The organism is Agreia sp. Leaf244, from assembly GCF_001422695.1.
Lineage (GTDB): Bacteria > Actinomycetota > Actinomycetes > Actinomycetales > Microbacteriaceae > Agreia.
Window position 1 is genome coordinate 71,226 of sequence record NZ_LMLX01000006.1, and the last position, 13,614, is coordinate 84,839.

17 protein-coding genes are annotated in these 13,614 nt (G+C 68.3%); 8 read left to right on the forward strand and 9 right to left on the reverse strand.

Annotation, left to right across the window (positions count from 1 at the left end; genetic code table 11):
• Nucleotides 1–6: 6 nt before the first annotated feature.
• The 4 genes from ASF06_RS17205 to pnuC all read right to left on the reverse strand — a co-directional run bounded on the left by ASF06_RS17205 (nucleotide 7) and on the right by pnuC (nucleotide 3,283).
• Nucleotides 7–711 carry a DUF305 domain-containing protein gene (locus ASF06_RS17205; protein WP_055949946.1) on the reverse strand — a complete coding sequence of 235 codons (705 nt, stop codon included), beginning with the start codon at nucleotides 709–711 and terminating at the stop codon, nucleotides 7–9.
• Nucleotides 708–1,394 (reverse strand): DUF3105 domain-containing protein, encoded by a 687-nt coding sequence (locus ASF06_RS17210; RefSeq protein ID WP_055949948.1) that lies wholly within the window; start codon nucleotides 1,392–1,394, stop codon nucleotides 708–710. The genes ASF06_RS17205 and ASF06_RS17210 overlap by 4 nt, the downstream gene beginning before the upstream one ends.
• 78 nt (nucleotides 1,395–1,472) lie before the next feature.
• Nucleotides 1,473–2,612: an AAA family ATPase gene (locus ASF06_RS17215; protein WP_055949951.1), complete on the reverse strand. Its 1,140-nt coding sequence runs from the start codon at nucleotides 2,610–2,612 to the stop codon at nucleotides 1,473–1,475.
• A complete protein-coding gene (gene pnuC, locus ASF06_RS17220) occupies nucleotides 2,609–3,283 on the reverse strand; it encodes a nicotinamide riboside transporter PnuC (RefSeq protein ID WP_082501045.1) in 675 nt (224 codons plus the stop codon). Before pnuC ends, ASF06_RS17215 begins: the two co-directional genes overlap by 4 nt.
• Nucleotides 3,284–3,449: 166 nt before the next feature.
• On the opposite strand from pnuC, the gene ASF06_RS17225 reads away from it, so the two are divergent.
• Complete coding sequence (locus tag ASF06_RS17225) at nucleotides 3,450–4,631, forward strand: mechanosensitive ion channel family protein (RefSeq protein WP_055949954.1); 1,182 nt, start codon at nucleotides 3,450–3,452, stop codon at nucleotides 4,629–4,631.
• A gap of 3 nt (nucleotides 4,632–4,634) precedes the next feature.
• On the opposite strand, the gene ASF06_RS17230 is transcribed toward ASF06_RS17225, so the two are convergent.
• Together ASF06_RS17230 and ASF06_RS17235 are read right to left on the reverse strand one after the other, a co-directional pair.
• A complete protein-coding gene (locus tag ASF06_RS17230; protein ID WP_055949957.1) occupies nucleotides 4,635–5,246 on the reverse strand; it encodes an HdeD family acid-resistance protein in 612 nt (203 codons plus the stop codon).
• A gap of 49 nt (nucleotides 5,247–5,295) precedes the next feature.
• Nucleotides 5,296–6,471, reverse strand: coding sequence for an alcohol dehydrogenase catalytic domain-containing protein (locus tag ASF06_RS17235; RefSeq protein ID WP_055949959.1), 1,176 nt, complete (start codon nucleotides 6,469–6,471; stop codon nucleotides 5,296–5,298).
• 164 nt (nucleotides 6,472–6,635) lie between these two features.
• Between ASF06_RS17235 and ASF06_RS17240 the strand changes: the two genes are divergently transcribed.
• Nucleotides 6,636–7,577 (forward strand): J domain-containing protein, encoded by a 942-nt coding sequence (locus ASF06_RS17240; protein WP_055949962.1) that lies wholly within the window; start codon nucleotides 6,636–6,638, stop codon nucleotides 7,575–7,577.
• 41 nt (nucleotides 7,578–7,618) lie between these two features.
• On the opposite strand, the gene ASF06_RS17245 is transcribed toward ASF06_RS17240, so the two are convergent.
• Nucleotides 7,619–7,990 carry an RNA-binding S4 domain-containing protein gene (locus ASF06_RS17245; protein WP_055949964.1) on the reverse strand — a complete coding sequence of 124 codons (372 nt, stop codon included), beginning with the start codon at nucleotides 7,988–7,990 and terminating at the stop codon, nucleotides 7,619–7,621.
• Nucleotides 7,991–8,064: 74 nt separating this feature from the next.
• On the opposite strand from ASF06_RS17245, the gene ASF06_RS17250 reads away from it, so the two are divergent.
• A complete protein-coding gene (locus ASF06_RS17250; protein ID WP_055950104.1) occupies nucleotides 8,065–8,688 on the forward strand; it encodes an alpha-ketoglutarate-dependent dioxygenase AlkB in 624 nt (207 codons plus the stop codon).
• A 7-nt stretch (nucleotides 8,689–8,695) separates the two neighbouring features.
• Here the strand turns inward: ASF06_RS17250 and ASF06_RS17255 are convergent, their stop codons facing one another.
• Nucleotides 8,696–9,319 carry an FMN reductase gene (locus ASF06_RS17255; protein WP_055950106.1) on the reverse strand — a complete coding sequence of 208 codons (624 nt, stop codon included), beginning with the start codon at nucleotides 9,317–9,319 and terminating at the stop codon, nucleotides 8,696–8,698.
• 122 nt (nucleotides 9,320–9,441) lie between these two features.
• On the opposite strand from ASF06_RS17255, the gene ASF06_RS17260 reads away from it, so the two are divergent.
• The 5 genes from ASF06_RS17260 (at nucleotide 9,442) to ASF06_RS17280 (ending at nucleotide 12,642) form a co-directional block, all read left to right on the forward strand.
• The gene (locus tag ASF06_RS17260) at nucleotides 9,442–9,645 is read left to right on the forward strand and encodes a DUF1653 domain-containing protein (protein WP_200920408.1); all 204 of its coding nucleotides are present in this window, start codon (nucleotides 9,442–9,444) and stop codon (nucleotides 9,643–9,645) included.
• Nucleotides 9,646–9,701: 56 nt separating this feature from the next.
• Nucleotides 9,702–10,592, forward strand: coding sequence for an NUDIX domain-containing protein (locus tag ASF06_RS17265; protein WP_235501059.1), 891 nt, complete (start codon nucleotides 9,702–9,704; stop codon nucleotides 10,590–10,592).
• Nucleotides 10,593–10,698: 106 nt separating this feature from the next.
• The gene (locus ASF06_RS17270; RefSeq protein ID WP_055949973.1) at nucleotides 10,699–11,175 is read left to right on the forward strand and encodes an FHA domain-containing protein; all 477 of its coding nucleotides are present in this window, start codon (nucleotides 10,699–10,701) and stop codon (nucleotides 11,173–11,175) included.
• Complete coding sequence (ftsR, locus tag ASF06_RS17275) at nucleotides 11,176–11,877, forward strand: transcriptional regulator FtsR (RefSeq protein WP_055949977.1); 702 nt, start codon at nucleotides 11,176–11,178, stop codon at nucleotides 11,875–11,877.
• A 279-nt stretch (nucleotides 11,878–12,156) separates the two neighbouring features.
• Nucleotides 12,157–12,642, forward strand: a complete 486-nt coding sequence (locus ASF06_RS17280; protein ID WP_055930645.1) for a MerR family transcriptional regulator — start codon at nucleotides 12,157–12,159, stop codon at nucleotides 12,640–12,642.
• Between the two features lie 101 nt (nucleotides 12,643–12,743).
• Here the strand turns inward: ASF06_RS17280 and ASF06_RS17285 are convergent, their stop codons facing one another.
• Nucleotides 12,744–13,562, reverse strand: coding sequence for a ParA family protein (locus ASF06_RS17285; RefSeq protein ID WP_055930647.1), 819 nt, complete (start codon nucleotides 13,560–13,562; stop codon nucleotides 12,744–12,746).
• Between the last annotated feature and the right edge of the window lie 52 nt (nucleotides 13,563–13,614).

The window sequence follows — 13,614 nt, forward strand, 5'->3', positions numbered from 1 at the left end:
TCCGCGTCAGGAGGAGCGCTGGGCCAGGAGGCTCTCCATGTAGTCGATCTCGCCCGACTGGGCGAAGACGATCGCGCGCGCCAGGGTCGTGACCAGTGGATGGGTGCTGCGATCGAGCACGGCGTCGGCCATGTCGACGCCGCCGCGATGGTGCGCGAGCATCAGGGTGAGGAAGAGCACCTCCGCGTCGGTGCCGCTGGCATTCCGGAGCCGCTCGAGATCGGCGTCGCTCGCCATGCCCGGCATCGCCACGGCGACGGCGGCGTCCGACGACCCCGTGGTGGGGGATCCATGCTCGTGTCCCTGGCCCGCGGAGCCGTCGAGCGTCGGCGCGGACATCCACTCCATCGTCGCTCCGGGGCGCGCCTGAGGCAGGCCCCAGTCGTTGAGCCACGCGTACATCTGACCCGACTGCTGCGCCTGGCTCGTCGCGATGTCGTACGCGAGGCTCCGGATCTCCGGGTCGTCCGTGCGGTCGCGCACGATGAGCGCCATCTCGACGGCCTGGTCGTGATGCACCTGCATGTCCCGGGCGAATCCTGCCTCGACGCTCGTCGTCGACGGGTCTGCAGATCGTGCCGCGAGCATCCAGCCCCCGGCGAGACCGACGGCGAGAACGAGAGCCCCCGCGATGACGCCGGCGACCACGAGCCGCCAGCGGCTCGCGCCGGAAGGCCGACCGGACTCGGTCTCGACGTCGGGGTCGGTCACGCCACGCGACCGGGCGCGTCGAGCCCACCGGTGCACGCGGCGCCGGGTTCGGGTGCATCGTTGGAGCGCCAGAAGCGGTCGAGGAACAGCCCCAGCCGCTCGTCGTCGGGATCGTCGAGGGCGACCTGAGCTCCCCAGGCGCTGGCCACGATCGGCGAATCGAGGCCGTCGACCGGCGAGACCACGATGTACGAGTCGGGAAGCTTCGAACGGAGCGCCTCGACCCCGGCCTCATCGAGCTGCGCCGGATCGTAGGCCAGCCATACGGCGCCGTGCTCGAGGGCGTGAACCGCGTTCTCATTGGGCACGGACTCCGTGTAGACGCCGCAGTTCAGCCAGACTCCGGCGTGATCGCCGCCCACGGGCGGGGTCTGCGGGTAGTCGACGGTCGTGGTCACGTGGTTGGCCGTGAGCTCCGGATAGGTCTGCAACCCTTCTATTGCGATGCTCGAGGGATCGGGCTTGGGCGTGGCAGACGTGACAACGAAACCGATGAGCAGCCCGATGACCGCGACGGCCGCGACGGAGCCGGTGACGATGCCGATCAGGCGGTTGCGCTTCTGCTTCGCCTGGGCTTGCCTGAAGGCGGCGAGCTTCGCGTCCCTGTCGGCGGCGCGTTGCTGTTTGACCGTGAGCTTGCCGGGTCGGTCTGTCGGTCGGGCGTCTTCGGGTGGCGGTGTCACGTCTCTCGATTCGGTCGGATCTCTCGGTTGTAGCTACAACTTCTCATGGACGGGCTGGAGAAAGACTGGGAATGGCTCTCACCGGCCCGCGCCGTCGGCGAGCCGGGTGACATCGGCCCACGCCGGCGACACGAAGGTCGTGTTCTTCTCGACGAGGGCGTCGATGACCTCGATGGCGTAGTCGAGCCGTGTCTCGTGGGGGCCGCGGAGCAGCACCCAGGGAAGGCCGCGGGTGGTGAGTCCGTCGACGATCCAGCCTGTCATCTCCGGGCGGATGTGCTCGCCGTCGCGCCAGCCGTCCTGGTCGAACGGCACGCCGACGTGGTCGGTGACGAGGTACAGGTCTCGCCGAGGCAGCCCGGTGGTCGCCGCCTCGTGCGCCGCCGTGCTGTGCGCGCCGACGTAGCGACGCTCCCACAGCGACGTGGCGAACGCGTCGGTGTCGGCGATCACGAGGGACGAGACGAGGGCGGCGGCCTGCTCCATGGCGGTCTGGGTGCGCGCGATGTGCGCGAAATGCTCTGGCAGCCAGACGAGGTCGTCGATCGCGGGCTCGGGCGAACCGGATGCGTGCGACTCGGCCAGAGCGCGCGCGTGCAGTTCGTAGGTGAACCGGCGGCCGTACTCGTCGACCTCGGCGATCGCCTCGTATCCGGGCCGAGCACGGTAGTGCGCCCGCAGGGCCTCCGAGAGTGTCGTGGTGCCGGTCGACTCGGCGCCGATCACGACGATGCGCGTCGCGAGGTCGAGCCGGGCCGGTTCGGCCAGCCGGTCCCATCGTTCGGCAAGCCCCTCCCGGGCGGCTGTTCCGCTCATGGGAATGCGGCGGCGCTCGAGGTCGTCGAGCACGTGCACGGCGTTCAGCCGCTCGGCCAGCTCGGCTCCATAGTTCTCCGAACTGAAGACCACGTCGATGGTTCGGATTCCGCCGCTGCGGAGCGCCGCCAGCGTGACCTCGTGGTGGGCGACCCAGGCGATCTCGCTGTCGTAGTGCACCGGCGCGTCGTCGAGGATCCCGAGCACGGTGACCGAGCCGAGCCCTGCCGTCGCGGTGGTCACCCAGGCGACGCGGCGCTCCAGTGGAATGGTCTCGAGCTGTGTCGCCATCACCAGCACGACCAGTCGATCGACCTCGCGCGCGGCCCGCTCGATGAGCGACACGTGTCCGGCGTGCAGGGGATAGAACTTGCCGATGATGAGGCCGGTGCGCCCGGTCATCGGATGCCGACCCGGCTTTCGTGGGTCGGCTGCGTCTCGCGTCGGCCGCGCGTGTGCCGCAGCTGGATCGTCCAGCGACGCAGGCCGTCGATGCAGAGGGCGAGAAAGCCCGTGTAGAGAACGGCGGTGAGCCAGAGTCCCTTCGTCGCGTAGAGCGGAATGGAGACGACATCGACCGCGATCCAGACCCACCACTGCTCGATGATCTTGCGCGCCTGACCCCACGTGGCGAGCAGCGAGCCGGCCAGCACGAAGGCGTCGGGGAGGGGAACGGTCGAGTCGGTGGCACTGTGCAGCAGAACGGCGGCGGCGGCAGTGAGCAGCGCGGCAGCGGCCAGTCCGCCGAGGAGCTCGCGCCTCGTGGCCCGGCGCACCTCCACGACCAGGTCGCGATTCGCCGTGCTGCGCCTCGACCACAGGACCCAGCCGTACACGGCCACCGCGGCGAAGATCACCTGGAGGACGGCGTCGGCGTACAGGCCCGCTCCGATGAAGAGGATGAGGAACGCCACGTTGTTCGCGATTCCCACGGGCCAGTTCCAGATGAACTGCCGCGTCACGGCCCAGACGCAGAGAGCGCCGGTCACGAAACCGATGATCTCGATCACGGACACGCTCTCGCCGAGCAGGGAGAAGGCGGTGGACTGGAGGAAGCCGAGGAGATCGAACACGGATCGATAGGGCCTTTCGAAAGGCGAAGGGGTGGCGAGAGGTCAAGCCTAACGATGCGGGGCATCGATTCGATTTGGCCTGCATGCCGAGAAGGGCGAGCATGGAGGCGGCCTCACCAGCCATGCTTCGAAAGAATCCGCCGCATCACCGACTCTGGGAGCGCGAATGCTTGCCGACATCGTCCAGTCCGAACTCGTCACGAGTGTGCTCGGCGCGCTCATCGCCGTCGCGGCGGCGGTGATCGTGGTGCTCGTCGTGGCGCTGGTCTTCCGCATCGCGGCGAAGCGCCGACACTGGGCGGGCCAGCTCATCGACACGGCCCGTAGACCGTTCCGTGCCGCGCTCGTCGTGTGCTTCGTCTGGGCGTCGCTGGGTATCACCGTGACGGATCCACAGGCCTCGTCGGCGATCGGGCTCGTGATGAGGATCCTGGCCATCGTCACCATCGCGTGGCTCGTCGGCGCGGTCATCGTCTTCCTCGAGAACCTCGGGCTCGCGCGCTATCGCATAGACACGCCCGACAACAGGGTCGCCCGACGCGTGCGCACGCAGGTGCTGATCCTGAAGCGACTGAGCATCGTGGTGGTTGTGGTGGTGGCGCTCGGGGCCGTCCTGCTGTCGTTCCCCGGAGCCCAGACCTTCGGGGCCAGCCTGCTCGCCTCCGCCGGACTGCTGTCGATCATCGCCGGTCTGGCGGTCCAGTCCAGCCTCTCGAACGTCTTCTCCGGAATGCAGCTCGCCTTCAGCGACGCCATCCGAGTCGACGATGTGGTCATCGTCGAAGAGGAATGGGGGAGGGTGGAGGAGATCACCCTGACCTACGTGGTCGTGCACATCTGGGACGACCGGCGCATGATCCTCCCGTCGACCTATTTCACCTCGCGGCCGTACCAGAACTGGACCCGTCGCAATTCAGAGCTGCTCGGATCGGTCGAGTTCGATCTCGACTGGCGCGTGACGCCCCAACACATGAGGGAGGAGCTCGACCGGGTACTGTCACGCACCCCGTTATGGGACAAGCGTGTGAGTGTGCTGCAGGTCACCGACGCTGTCGGCGGCTACGTGCGGATCCGCATCCTGGTCAGCGCGGTCGACGCGCCGGCCCTCTTCGACCTGCGCTGCTTCGTGCGGGAGGAGCTCGTGACCTGGCTCCACGAGCAGAGCCCCGTGTCGCTGCCCCGTGTGCGCGTTCAGGACACGGCGGCGGCCGACATGCGCCGGCCCTCTCTCGATCCCGAGCCCAACCCGGGAACGGGCGGCCTCTTCTCCGGAGACCCCGAGGCCGAGAACAGGAAAAGCCTGTTCACGGGGCGCATCGACGTCGTACGTCCCGCCGAACCGGAGTGACCGTCAGAGAGTCGTGGTCGACGCATCCGGCTGCCCGAGCAGCGATGTCGCGCCGCGACGCAGCTGGATGGCCGCCACGATGAACATGACACCGAAGATGATCGCGTAGATCCCCACGATCCAGATGAGGCTCAGCACGGTGGCGCCCGGCGTCACCAACGTGAGAATGCCGAGGAGGATGCCGAAGGCGAGCGTGAGCACACCGGAGACGATTCCGATGGTGCGGCTGCGGCCGTCGCTCAGCCCCGCGGCGGAGCCGATGCCCAGCGCTCCGTGCATCACGGCGTAGATCACGATCGTCCACAGCGCGAAGAGTCCGCCGATCACGCCCGCGAGCGCCGGGAACACCAGAGCGACGAAACCGGCGACGATCGAGACGACGCCCTGGAAGAGCAGCCATCCCCATCCGCTGCCGGGGGTGCGGATGCGCAGCGCATGGATGACCGCGGTGACGCCGTCGATGATCGCGTAGACGCCGAACACGATCACGATGCCCGTCAGGGCGGCGCCCGGCGCGGCGAGGGCGATGATCCCGAAGATGACGGCGAAGATTCCGCGCAGGAGCACGGCCCACCAGATCCCCTTGGCGACGGCTGCGAGTGGATTATTGGTCATGCTGCATACGGTAGACCTGATCGCCCTCCGCGCGGAAGAGACTTTCGTCCTAGGGAGTCAGCACGACCTTCACGCAGCCGTCCTCCTTCTTCTGGAACACCTCGTACATGGCCGGGGCCTCCTCGAGCGAGACGCGGTGGGTCGTCAGGTCGAGTACGCCGAGCGGATCGCTCGAGTCCTCGACGAGGGGCATCAGATCGTCGATCCACCTGCGCACGTTGCACTGGCCCATACGCATCGAGACCTGCTTGTCGAACATCGACTTCATGGGCATCACGTCGGCCTCGCCTCCGTAGACGCCGCTGAGCGACACCGTTCCGCCACGGCGAACCAGGTCGAGGGCCGTGTGCAGCGCCGCGAGCCGGTCGATTCCCGCCTTGTCCATCGCGGGCCGTGCCAGTGCGTCCGGGAGGATTCCGACGACGGCCTGGGCGAACCCGGCTCCGGGAGAGCCGTGGGCCTCCATGCCGACCGCGTCGACCACGGAGTCGGGCCCGCGCCCGTCGGTCTGGTCGCGGAGGGCGTCGACGATGTCGTCGTCGAGGTCCCAGACCTCTGCACCGTGCCGAGCCGCCATCTCTCGGCGCTCCGCCACCGGATCGACCGCGAGCACGCGATAGCCGAGGTGCACGCCGACCCGGGCCACGAACTGGCCGACGGGCCCCAGTCCGAGCACGCCCAGGGTGCCGCCATCCGGCACGTTCGCGTACTTCACGCCCTGCCAGGCCGTCGGCAGGATGTCGCTGAGGAAGAGATAGCGGTCGTCGGGGCCGTCGGAGGAGACGGGGATGGCGTTGTAGTCGGCGAACGGAACACGCAGCAGCTCGGCCTGGCCGCCGGGGACCTGGCCGTAGAGCTTGGTGTAACCGAACAGCGACGCGCCGGAGCCCTGCTCTCTCACCTGGGTCGTCTCGCACTGGGACTGCAGACCGCGTCGGCACATGTAGCAGTGGCCGCAGGCGATGTTGAACGTCACGACGACGCGATCGCCCACTGCCAGGTTGCGCACCTCGGAACCGATCTCCTCGACGATGCCCATCGGTTCGTGGCCCAGGATGTCGCCGCGATCGAGGAATGGCCCGAAGAGCTCGTAGAGGTGAAGGTCGGATCCGCAGATCGCCGTCGACGTGATGCGGATGATCGCATCCGTCGGGTCGACGATCACCGGGTCGGGGGTGGTCTCCACCTGAACGTTGCGCTTTCCCTGCCATGTCAGTGCTCTCATATCTCCATGGTGCGCGGTCGCGGCCGACTTCGCCCGATGGGTCGACAGGGGAGGAACAACGGTGTAGCAACCCGGATGCCGAGGGGCGAGACCTCAGGATCGGCCGGTATTGTCGTGCACGGGACCTGTGGGTCACACGTTGAGCAGGAAGGTTCACGCGCGGTATGTCTGACAGTCCGACATCGGCCACGCCGTACGAGGTTCTGGGAATCGCCCCGTCGGCGAGCAACGACGAACTGCGGCGCGCCTATCGACGGCGGCTCCGCGAGACGCATCCGGATACGGGCGGAACATCCGCCCGGTTCCACGCCGTGCAGGCGGCCTGGCTCGTGGTGGGCGACCCGGAATCCCGGTCGGCATACGACCGAGGATCGTCTTCGGCATCCAGCCGCGTCGGATCGGCCCGGCCCACGGGGTCGTCGTCGTGGGCTGCCCGCAGTGCGCCGCCGTCGACCGCATCGTCGTTGAAGGCGAGATCCTACGGGCATCCCGGTGGGCAGGCGCGGGAGCGGTTCCTCACCCTGATCCGCGAATGGGCCGGCCGCGGCGCCGCCTTGGAGGATCCGTACGACCCCGCCCTGGTGAGAAGCGCTCCCCGCGAGATCCGCTGGCTGCTGGGCAAAGCCCTGGCCGAGGAGCAGACGGCCCGCACCCTCTCCGACCTGGGTATGGGATTCACGGTCTGGAACGATGTGGCGAGCCCGACGGGCCACAAGATCGACCACATCGTGCTCGGGCCTGCAGGGCTGCTGGCCGTGCGGTCGGAGGACTGGGGCGATCCGGTGCGCCTGCATCGAGGAGAGCTGTCGGGCGAGGCGATCCCCGATGGCGAGCAGCCCGTACGCGACCTCGTGCGTTCGGCGCGCAAGCTCGGCAGGTCGCTCGGCGTGAGGTTCGACGGACAGGTCATCGTGCTGCCCGACGAAGCCCTCGTCGACGTCTCGTCGGAGTCCGTGGATCGCGGCCGCAATGCGGGCACCCTCGTCATCGCGCGCTCGCGGTTGTCCTCCGTGATGCGATCGGGCGTGTCCGAGGGCGATGCCCGGCGGCGAGGCGACGTCTTCGAGGTGCGAACCCGGCTGCAGCAGGGACTGCAGTTCGTCTGACGATGATGGCGGCGGCTGCTGATGCCGGCTGCCCTCAGCCGTTAGTGCCCGCGGAGCTTCTCGATGTCTCGCCGTTCGCGTTTGGTCGGACGGCCTGCGCCTCGGTCGCGGATGGGTACGAAGGGCACGTCTTCGCGGGCCGGCGGCGGGGGAGTGTTGTCGGTGAGGCTCTCCGCGGCGACGACGGCGCTCACCCGCTTGGCGAGGATCCGCCGCACCACCACGATGCGCTCCGCGTCGCTCGTGCGAACACGAACCTCGTCGCCGATCCGAACCGCCTGGGCGGCCTTCACCTTCTCGCCGTTCACGCGCACGTGGCCCGCCCGGCACGCCGCCGTGGCGAGCGAGCGCGTCTTCACGAGTCGCACAGCCCAGATCCAGCTGTCGATCCTGATCGATGAACCGGCTTCCATTGTTCGACTCTACGAGAGTGTCGAGGGAAAGAAGCCGACTAGAACATATGTTCGAATCCGGCTATCGTCGAAGCATGACTCTCGTATATCAGGCCTCGCTCTTCGATGAACAGGGTGCGGCTCCCATCGTCGGGCCCCTCGGTGGCCGTATGCGCCGCATTCCGCTCGAATCCGGTGCGTGGATCGACCTGTGCCCGGGCTGGGTCGCCAACTCCGACACGCTGTTCGAAGAGCTGGTCGGCGCCGTCGACTGGCAGGCGGACCGACGCGAGATGTACGACCGTGTGGTCGAGGTGCCGCGCCTCGTGAGCCGATTCGGGGCAGACGACGTGCTGCCCCACCCCGCCCTCGACGAAGCGATGCGGCGGCTCAACACGCACTACGCGCGCGTCGACGACGAGAGATTCGCCACGGCCGGCCTCTGCTTCTACCGCACGGGCGACGACAGCGTCGCCTGGCACGGAGACCGGGTCGGCCGCTCGGTGCAGCGCGACACGAGGGTCGCCATCCTCTCGGTCGGAGCAGAGCGCGTGCTCTCCGTGCGGCCGGTCGCGGGCGGCGAGGTCTCCCGATTTCCTGTGGGGCACGGCGACCTCATCGTGATGGGCGGCAGCTGCCAGCGCACCTACGAGCACGCCATCCTGAAGTCGGCCAAGGCGGTCGGGCCCCGCATCAGCGTGCAGTTCCGGCGGGCCTGAGCGGCGACTACGCCGAGACGGCGAGGTTCGCCAGCTGCTGTGCGAAGGGGATCACGGTCTCCTCGGCGGGGCGAGCGGCCGGGCGCCCCTCGACCAGCTCCGCCAGCTCGCCCGCCGCGCGCGTGATCCGCACGGCCAGGTCGCCGTGCGCGCCTCCTGTGCTGCCCCAGTCCTCGGACGCGGCGAACACCGAGGTCGGAACGATCATCGACTGCAGGTACGCGAAGAGCGGGCGCACCGAGTATTCGAGGGCGAGCGAGTGCCTGGCCGTGCCGCCCGTCGCAGCGAGGAGCACGGGCTTGCCGGCCAGGGTGCGCGGCTCGAGGATGTCGAAGAACGACTTGAACAGCCCGCTGTACGACGACGAGAAGATCGGGGTCACCGCGATCACGGCGTCGGCGTTGGCGAGGGTCTCGATCGCGGTCTTCAGAGCGCCGGCCGCGAAGCCGGTCAGCATCATGTTCGTGATGTCGTGGGCAAGGTCGCGCAGCTCGATGACGGTGAGCGTCGCCTCGGATCCCGCGTCCTCGAGCGACCGCGACGTCGCCTCGGCGAGCCGATCGGCGAGCAACCTGGTCGACGACGGCTGGCTGAGTCCGGCCGAAATGACTGCGATCGACTTGTCCATGATGATCTCCACTCCACATTTCAATGCGTTTGCATCTATATTCGATCGAACGTCACTGTCTTGATGAATATTCCCGCGCCGATTCCTCTGAGCCCCACGGTCGACCGATGAGGCAGAATCGGGTGATGGACACCTTGGAGCCCGGCCCGTATGTTCACTTCAAAGGCGGTCGCTACGACCTCGTGGGCGAGGCGAGGCACAGCGAGACCGAGGAGAGGCTGGCTGTCTACCGATCGGCCGACGGCTCCCTCTGGGTGAGGCCTCTCGAGATGTTCCTTGGCGAGGCGATCGTCGACGGCGTCGCGGTGCCCCGCTTCGCAAGGCTGTGACAGGGCTCGACCCGGCGGGCCCGCCTCGCCGTCCGCACGGCAGCGGAGACGCTTGGGTGACCGCGCCGGACGGCCGGAAGTTCTGGGGAACCTTCGGCGCCGGCGGCCTGCTGGTGCACGACGACCGCGGCGTTCTGCTGCAGCATCGGGTCGAGTGGAGCCATTTCGGCGGAACGTGGGGACTTCCCGGAGGCGCTCGCCACGAAACGGAGTCCGCGGTGCGCGGCGCACTCCGCGAGGCGGAGGAGGAGGCAGGTGTGCCCGCCGACGCGGTGGTGCTCGAGTTCACGAGCGTGCTCGACCTCGGGATCTGGAGCTACACGACGGTCGGCGTACGCGCGACGCGGCACTTCGAAGCACAGATCGGAGACGCAGAAAGCGTCGAGCTCCGCTGGATCCCCTTCGACGAGGTCGAATCGCTTCCCCTGCACCCCGGCTTCGCGGCCCGTTGGCCCGCTCTTCGGGCCGTGGTCGAGCATCCGATCGTGGTCCTCGTCGACGCGGCGAATGTCGTCGGCTCTCGTCCGAACGGGTGGTGGAAGGATCGTGCGGCCGCAGCGTCGGTTCTCCTCGATGAGCTCGCCACCGTGTCCGAGACAGGGATCGCCGGAGCGCTTCTCGATGCCGACGTCGACCGGTGCTGGCCCTCGATCGTCGTTGTGCTGGAGGGTCAGGCGCGAGGTGCCCGACCCCCACGGGAGCCCGACCTGTCCCGTGCCGCCGCCGACGGCATCCGGTCGCCCGGGCTCGAGATCGACCGAGCCGAGGGCGAGGGCGACGAGCTGATCGTCGACATCGCACGGGCGCACCGCGACTCCGGTGCCGCCGTGGTCGTCGTGACCGCGGATGCGGCGCTCCGCGACCGCGTCGAGGCGCTCGGGTGCGCGCCCAGGGGGCCCCGTTGGATACGGGGCATCATCGACGGCACGGCGGGAACGGCCGCCTGACGCCCGGCGAGCTGTGGATGCGCGCAGAGCACGATCCGTGCGGCGCAATCCCTGCTCGCGAGCCCACCCGCATCGGCTACGATTGAAGCTCTAGGAGGTCACGAACTTGGCTGATGACACGAACGCACACGAGTCCGCGAACCGCGCACGCAACGAGACAGACACCACCCTGCATTTCACCGCAGAATTCGCAGCCCAGCTTGCGGCTCTCGAGGGCGGCGTCACGGCAGAAGAACTCGAGGCGATCGCGGCACTACCGTCGGGCTCCGCACTGCTGATCGTTCGCCGGGGACCGAACAACGGCGCGCGGTTCCTCCTCGACTCCGACAACACCGTGGCCGGTCGTCACCCGGAGGCCGACATCTTCCTCGATGACGTCACCGTGTCACGACGCCACGCGTCCTTCACCCGACACGGCACCGCTTTCGAGGTGACCGATCTCGGTTCGCTCAACGGCACCTACTTCGACGGGGTGCGGGTCGACAGGGCCCTCCTCAGCGACGGTGCGGAGGTGCAGGTCGGCAAGTTCCGACTCACGTTCTACCCGTCGCGGCTCGACGTCGCCACCGCTGCCGGCGAGTAGATGGCGGCGACACCCGCATCGGCCCGCGGCCAGGCTTCGCCCCAGCTGTTGAGCATCGGCCAGGTCCTGGCCCGATTGACCCCCGAGTTCCCCGATCTCACCCCGTCGAAGCTCCGCTTCCTCGAGGAGCGCGGGCTCGTTCGGCCCGCTCGAACGGAGTCGGGGTACCGCAAGTTCTGCCAGCAGGACCTCGATCGACTCCGCCTCATCCTCACGATGCAGCGCGATCGCTACCTGCCCCTCGTCGTCATCAAGTCGTACCTCGACGACGTCGACGCCGGCCTCGGCCCCCTTCTGCCCGGATCGACGGCCGACCACGGGCCGTCGATGCTGCCCAGCGGCCGCAGACTCAGCCGCGACGAGCTCATCCGTGAGGCCGGTGCCACTCCGATGCTGCTGCAAGACGCCGTGTCGGCCTCTGTCATCGTGCCGGGCGAGACCTTCGGCGACGACACGCTGGCGGTGCTCAAGGCCTTGGTCGAACTGCAGAGATGCGGCATCGAGCCTCGGCATCTCCGGGGCTTCCGGGTCGCCGCAGAGCGCGAGCTCGGTCTGATCGAGAGTGCGCTCGTCCCCGTCTCCCGGCGCAACGACGCGTCGTCCCGTGCGCGTGCGGCCGAACTCGCGGTCGAGATCGCGGGTCAGCTCGAGATCGTGCGGGGGAGCCTCATCAGATCAGCGCTCGGGCGACTCGTTCCCTGACCACGTGGCGTCGTAGACTGGGGCACAAGACGACCCGTGCCGCCGATGATCCGTCGCCGCCACGATTCTGTGCGACACGCCGACCGCTTCGTGCGGATGTCATTGCCGCCGACCGGTCGCCTCGATAGCGTGGACTGAGTAGACATATCCGGCTTTTTCACAGCCGACAATTTTCTGGAAGAGGCGCGTTTCTTGAGCGAGAACATCGGGACCGGTGCCGGTCCAGGCACGAAGCGCAGCGACGACGCCCGCTTCGACGGGCTCCTCTTCACAGACGGCATGGCAGAGCTCGATGCCGACTCTGGCTACCGCGGGGCCGTTGCGGCCCGTGCAGCAGGCATCACCTACCGCCAGCTCGACTACTGGGCGCGCACCGGGCTCGTCGAGCCGACCGTGCGCGGCGCCGCCGGATCGGGGTCGCAGCGGCTCTACGGCTTCCGCGACATCCTCGTGCTCAAGCTCGTGAAGCGTCTCCTCGACACCGGCATCTCGCTCCAGCAGATCCGCACCGCGATCGAGCAGCTCCGCGAAGCGGGCATCAACGACCTGGCCCAGACCACGCTCATGAGCGACGGGGCGAGCGTCTACCTCTGCACCTCGAACGATGAGGTCATCGACCTGGTCAGCCGCGGCCAGGGCGTCTTCGGCATCGCCGTGGGCAAGGTTCTGCGCGAGGTCGAGACGACGCTGGTGTCGATCGACTCGACGGTTCCCGACCCCATGGACGAGCTCGCGGCGCGACGGGCCAACCGCAAGATCTCCTAGGCGGCGCGCGCTCGGTTCGACGGGCTGCGCTTCGACAGGCTCAGCGAACGACGGGCTCAGCGAACGGAGTCCGTTCACTGAGCCTGTCGAAGGGCCGGTCTCTAGCCGCGGACGCTCTTTGCGTCGGCGTACTCGCCGAGTCTGCCCGTGCGCATCACGCGCTCCAGCAGCAGGTCGAAGTTGCGCGCCATCTCTTGCGCACCCTCTCCGGGCCAGACGTGAAGCGGCTTCGCAGCGCCCTGCGCCTGCTGCAGCGAGGTGCGCTCGGGCAGCTGCGGGCTCAGAACGAGGGGGCCGAACATGTCGCGCAGCTCCTTGATGCGGAACTGGTGCTCGAGCGACTGCGAGCGCACGCGGTTGACGATGATTCCCAGGGGCTGCAGGCGCGGGCTGAGACCGCGACGGATCTCCTCGATCGCACGAAGCGCGCGGTCTGCGGCGGCGACGGAGAAGAGGCCGGGCTCGGTGACGACGCTGACGCGGTCGCTGGCGGCCCAGGCTGTGCGCGTCAGTGCGTTGAGCGAGGGGGCGCAGTCGATGAGAACGAGGTCATAGTCGGCCTCGACCGTGGCGAGCGCCTCCTCCAGCTTCCAGATGTCACGGATGCTGGGGTGCGGCCCGTCGAAATTGAGGGCGGACGGGCTGCCGATCAGCACATCGATCTTGCCGCCGCGGTCCTTGGTCCAGCCACTGGGAGCGATAGCCGCGCGAACGACTTTCTCTTTCGGGCTGGCCAGAACATCGGCCACGTTGAGGTGTCCGGCGACACGGATGTCCATACCGGTGGACACATCGGATTGAGGATCGAGATCGACGACGAGCGTTCGCAGGCCCTTGGCAAAAGCGGCCGAGGCGAGCCCGAGCGTCACCGTGGTCTTTCCCACTCCTCCCTTGAGGGAGCTGACGCTGAGTACATGCACGGACACCACGTTACCTTTACTAGGCTGAGACAACCTAACCGTGCGCTGTATG

Bases quoted from the DNA above. Each gene is read 5' to 3' on its own strand.
- ASF06_RS17235 (WP_055949959.1), bottom strand. From the start codon at position 6,471: ATGAGAGCACTGACATGGCAGGGAAAGCGCAACGTTCAGGTGGAGACC.
- ASF06_RS17245 (WP_055949964.1), bottom strand. From the start codon at position 7,990: ATGGAAGCCGGTTCATCGATCAGGATCGACAGCTGGATCTGGGCTGTG.
- ASF06_RS17230 (WP_055949957.1), bottom strand. From the start codon at position 5,246: ATGACCAATAATCCACTCGCAGCCGTCGCCAAGGGGATCTGGTGGGCC.
- ASF06_RS17280 (WP_055930645.1), top strand. From the start codon at position 12,157: ATGGCAGAGCTCGATGCCGACTCTGGCTACCGCGGGGCCGTTGCGGCC.
- ftsR (WP_055949977.1), top strand. From the start codon at position 11,176: ATGGCGGCGACACCCGCATCGGCCCGCGGCCAGGCTTCGCCCCAGCTG.
- ASF06_RS17225 (WP_055949954.1), top strand. From the start codon at position 3,450: ATGCTTGCCGACATCGTCCAGTCCGAACTCGTCACGAGTGTGCTCGGC.
- ASF06_RS17260 (WP_200920408.1), top strand. From the start codon at position 9,442: ATGGACACCTTGGAGCCCGGCCCGTATGTTCACTTCAAAGGCGGTCGC.
- ASF06_RS17240 (WP_055949962.1), top strand. From the start codon at position 6,636: ATGTCTGACAGTCCGACATCGGCCACGCCGTACGAGGTTCTGGGAATC.
- ASF06_RS17215 (WP_055949951.1), bottom strand. From the start codon at position 2,612: ATGACCGGGCGCACCGGCCTCATCATCGGCAAGTTCTATCCCCTGCAC.
- ASF06_RS17250 (WP_055950104.1), top strand. From the start codon at position 8,065: ATGACTCTCGTATATCAGGCCTCGCTCTTCGATGAACAGGGTGCGGCT.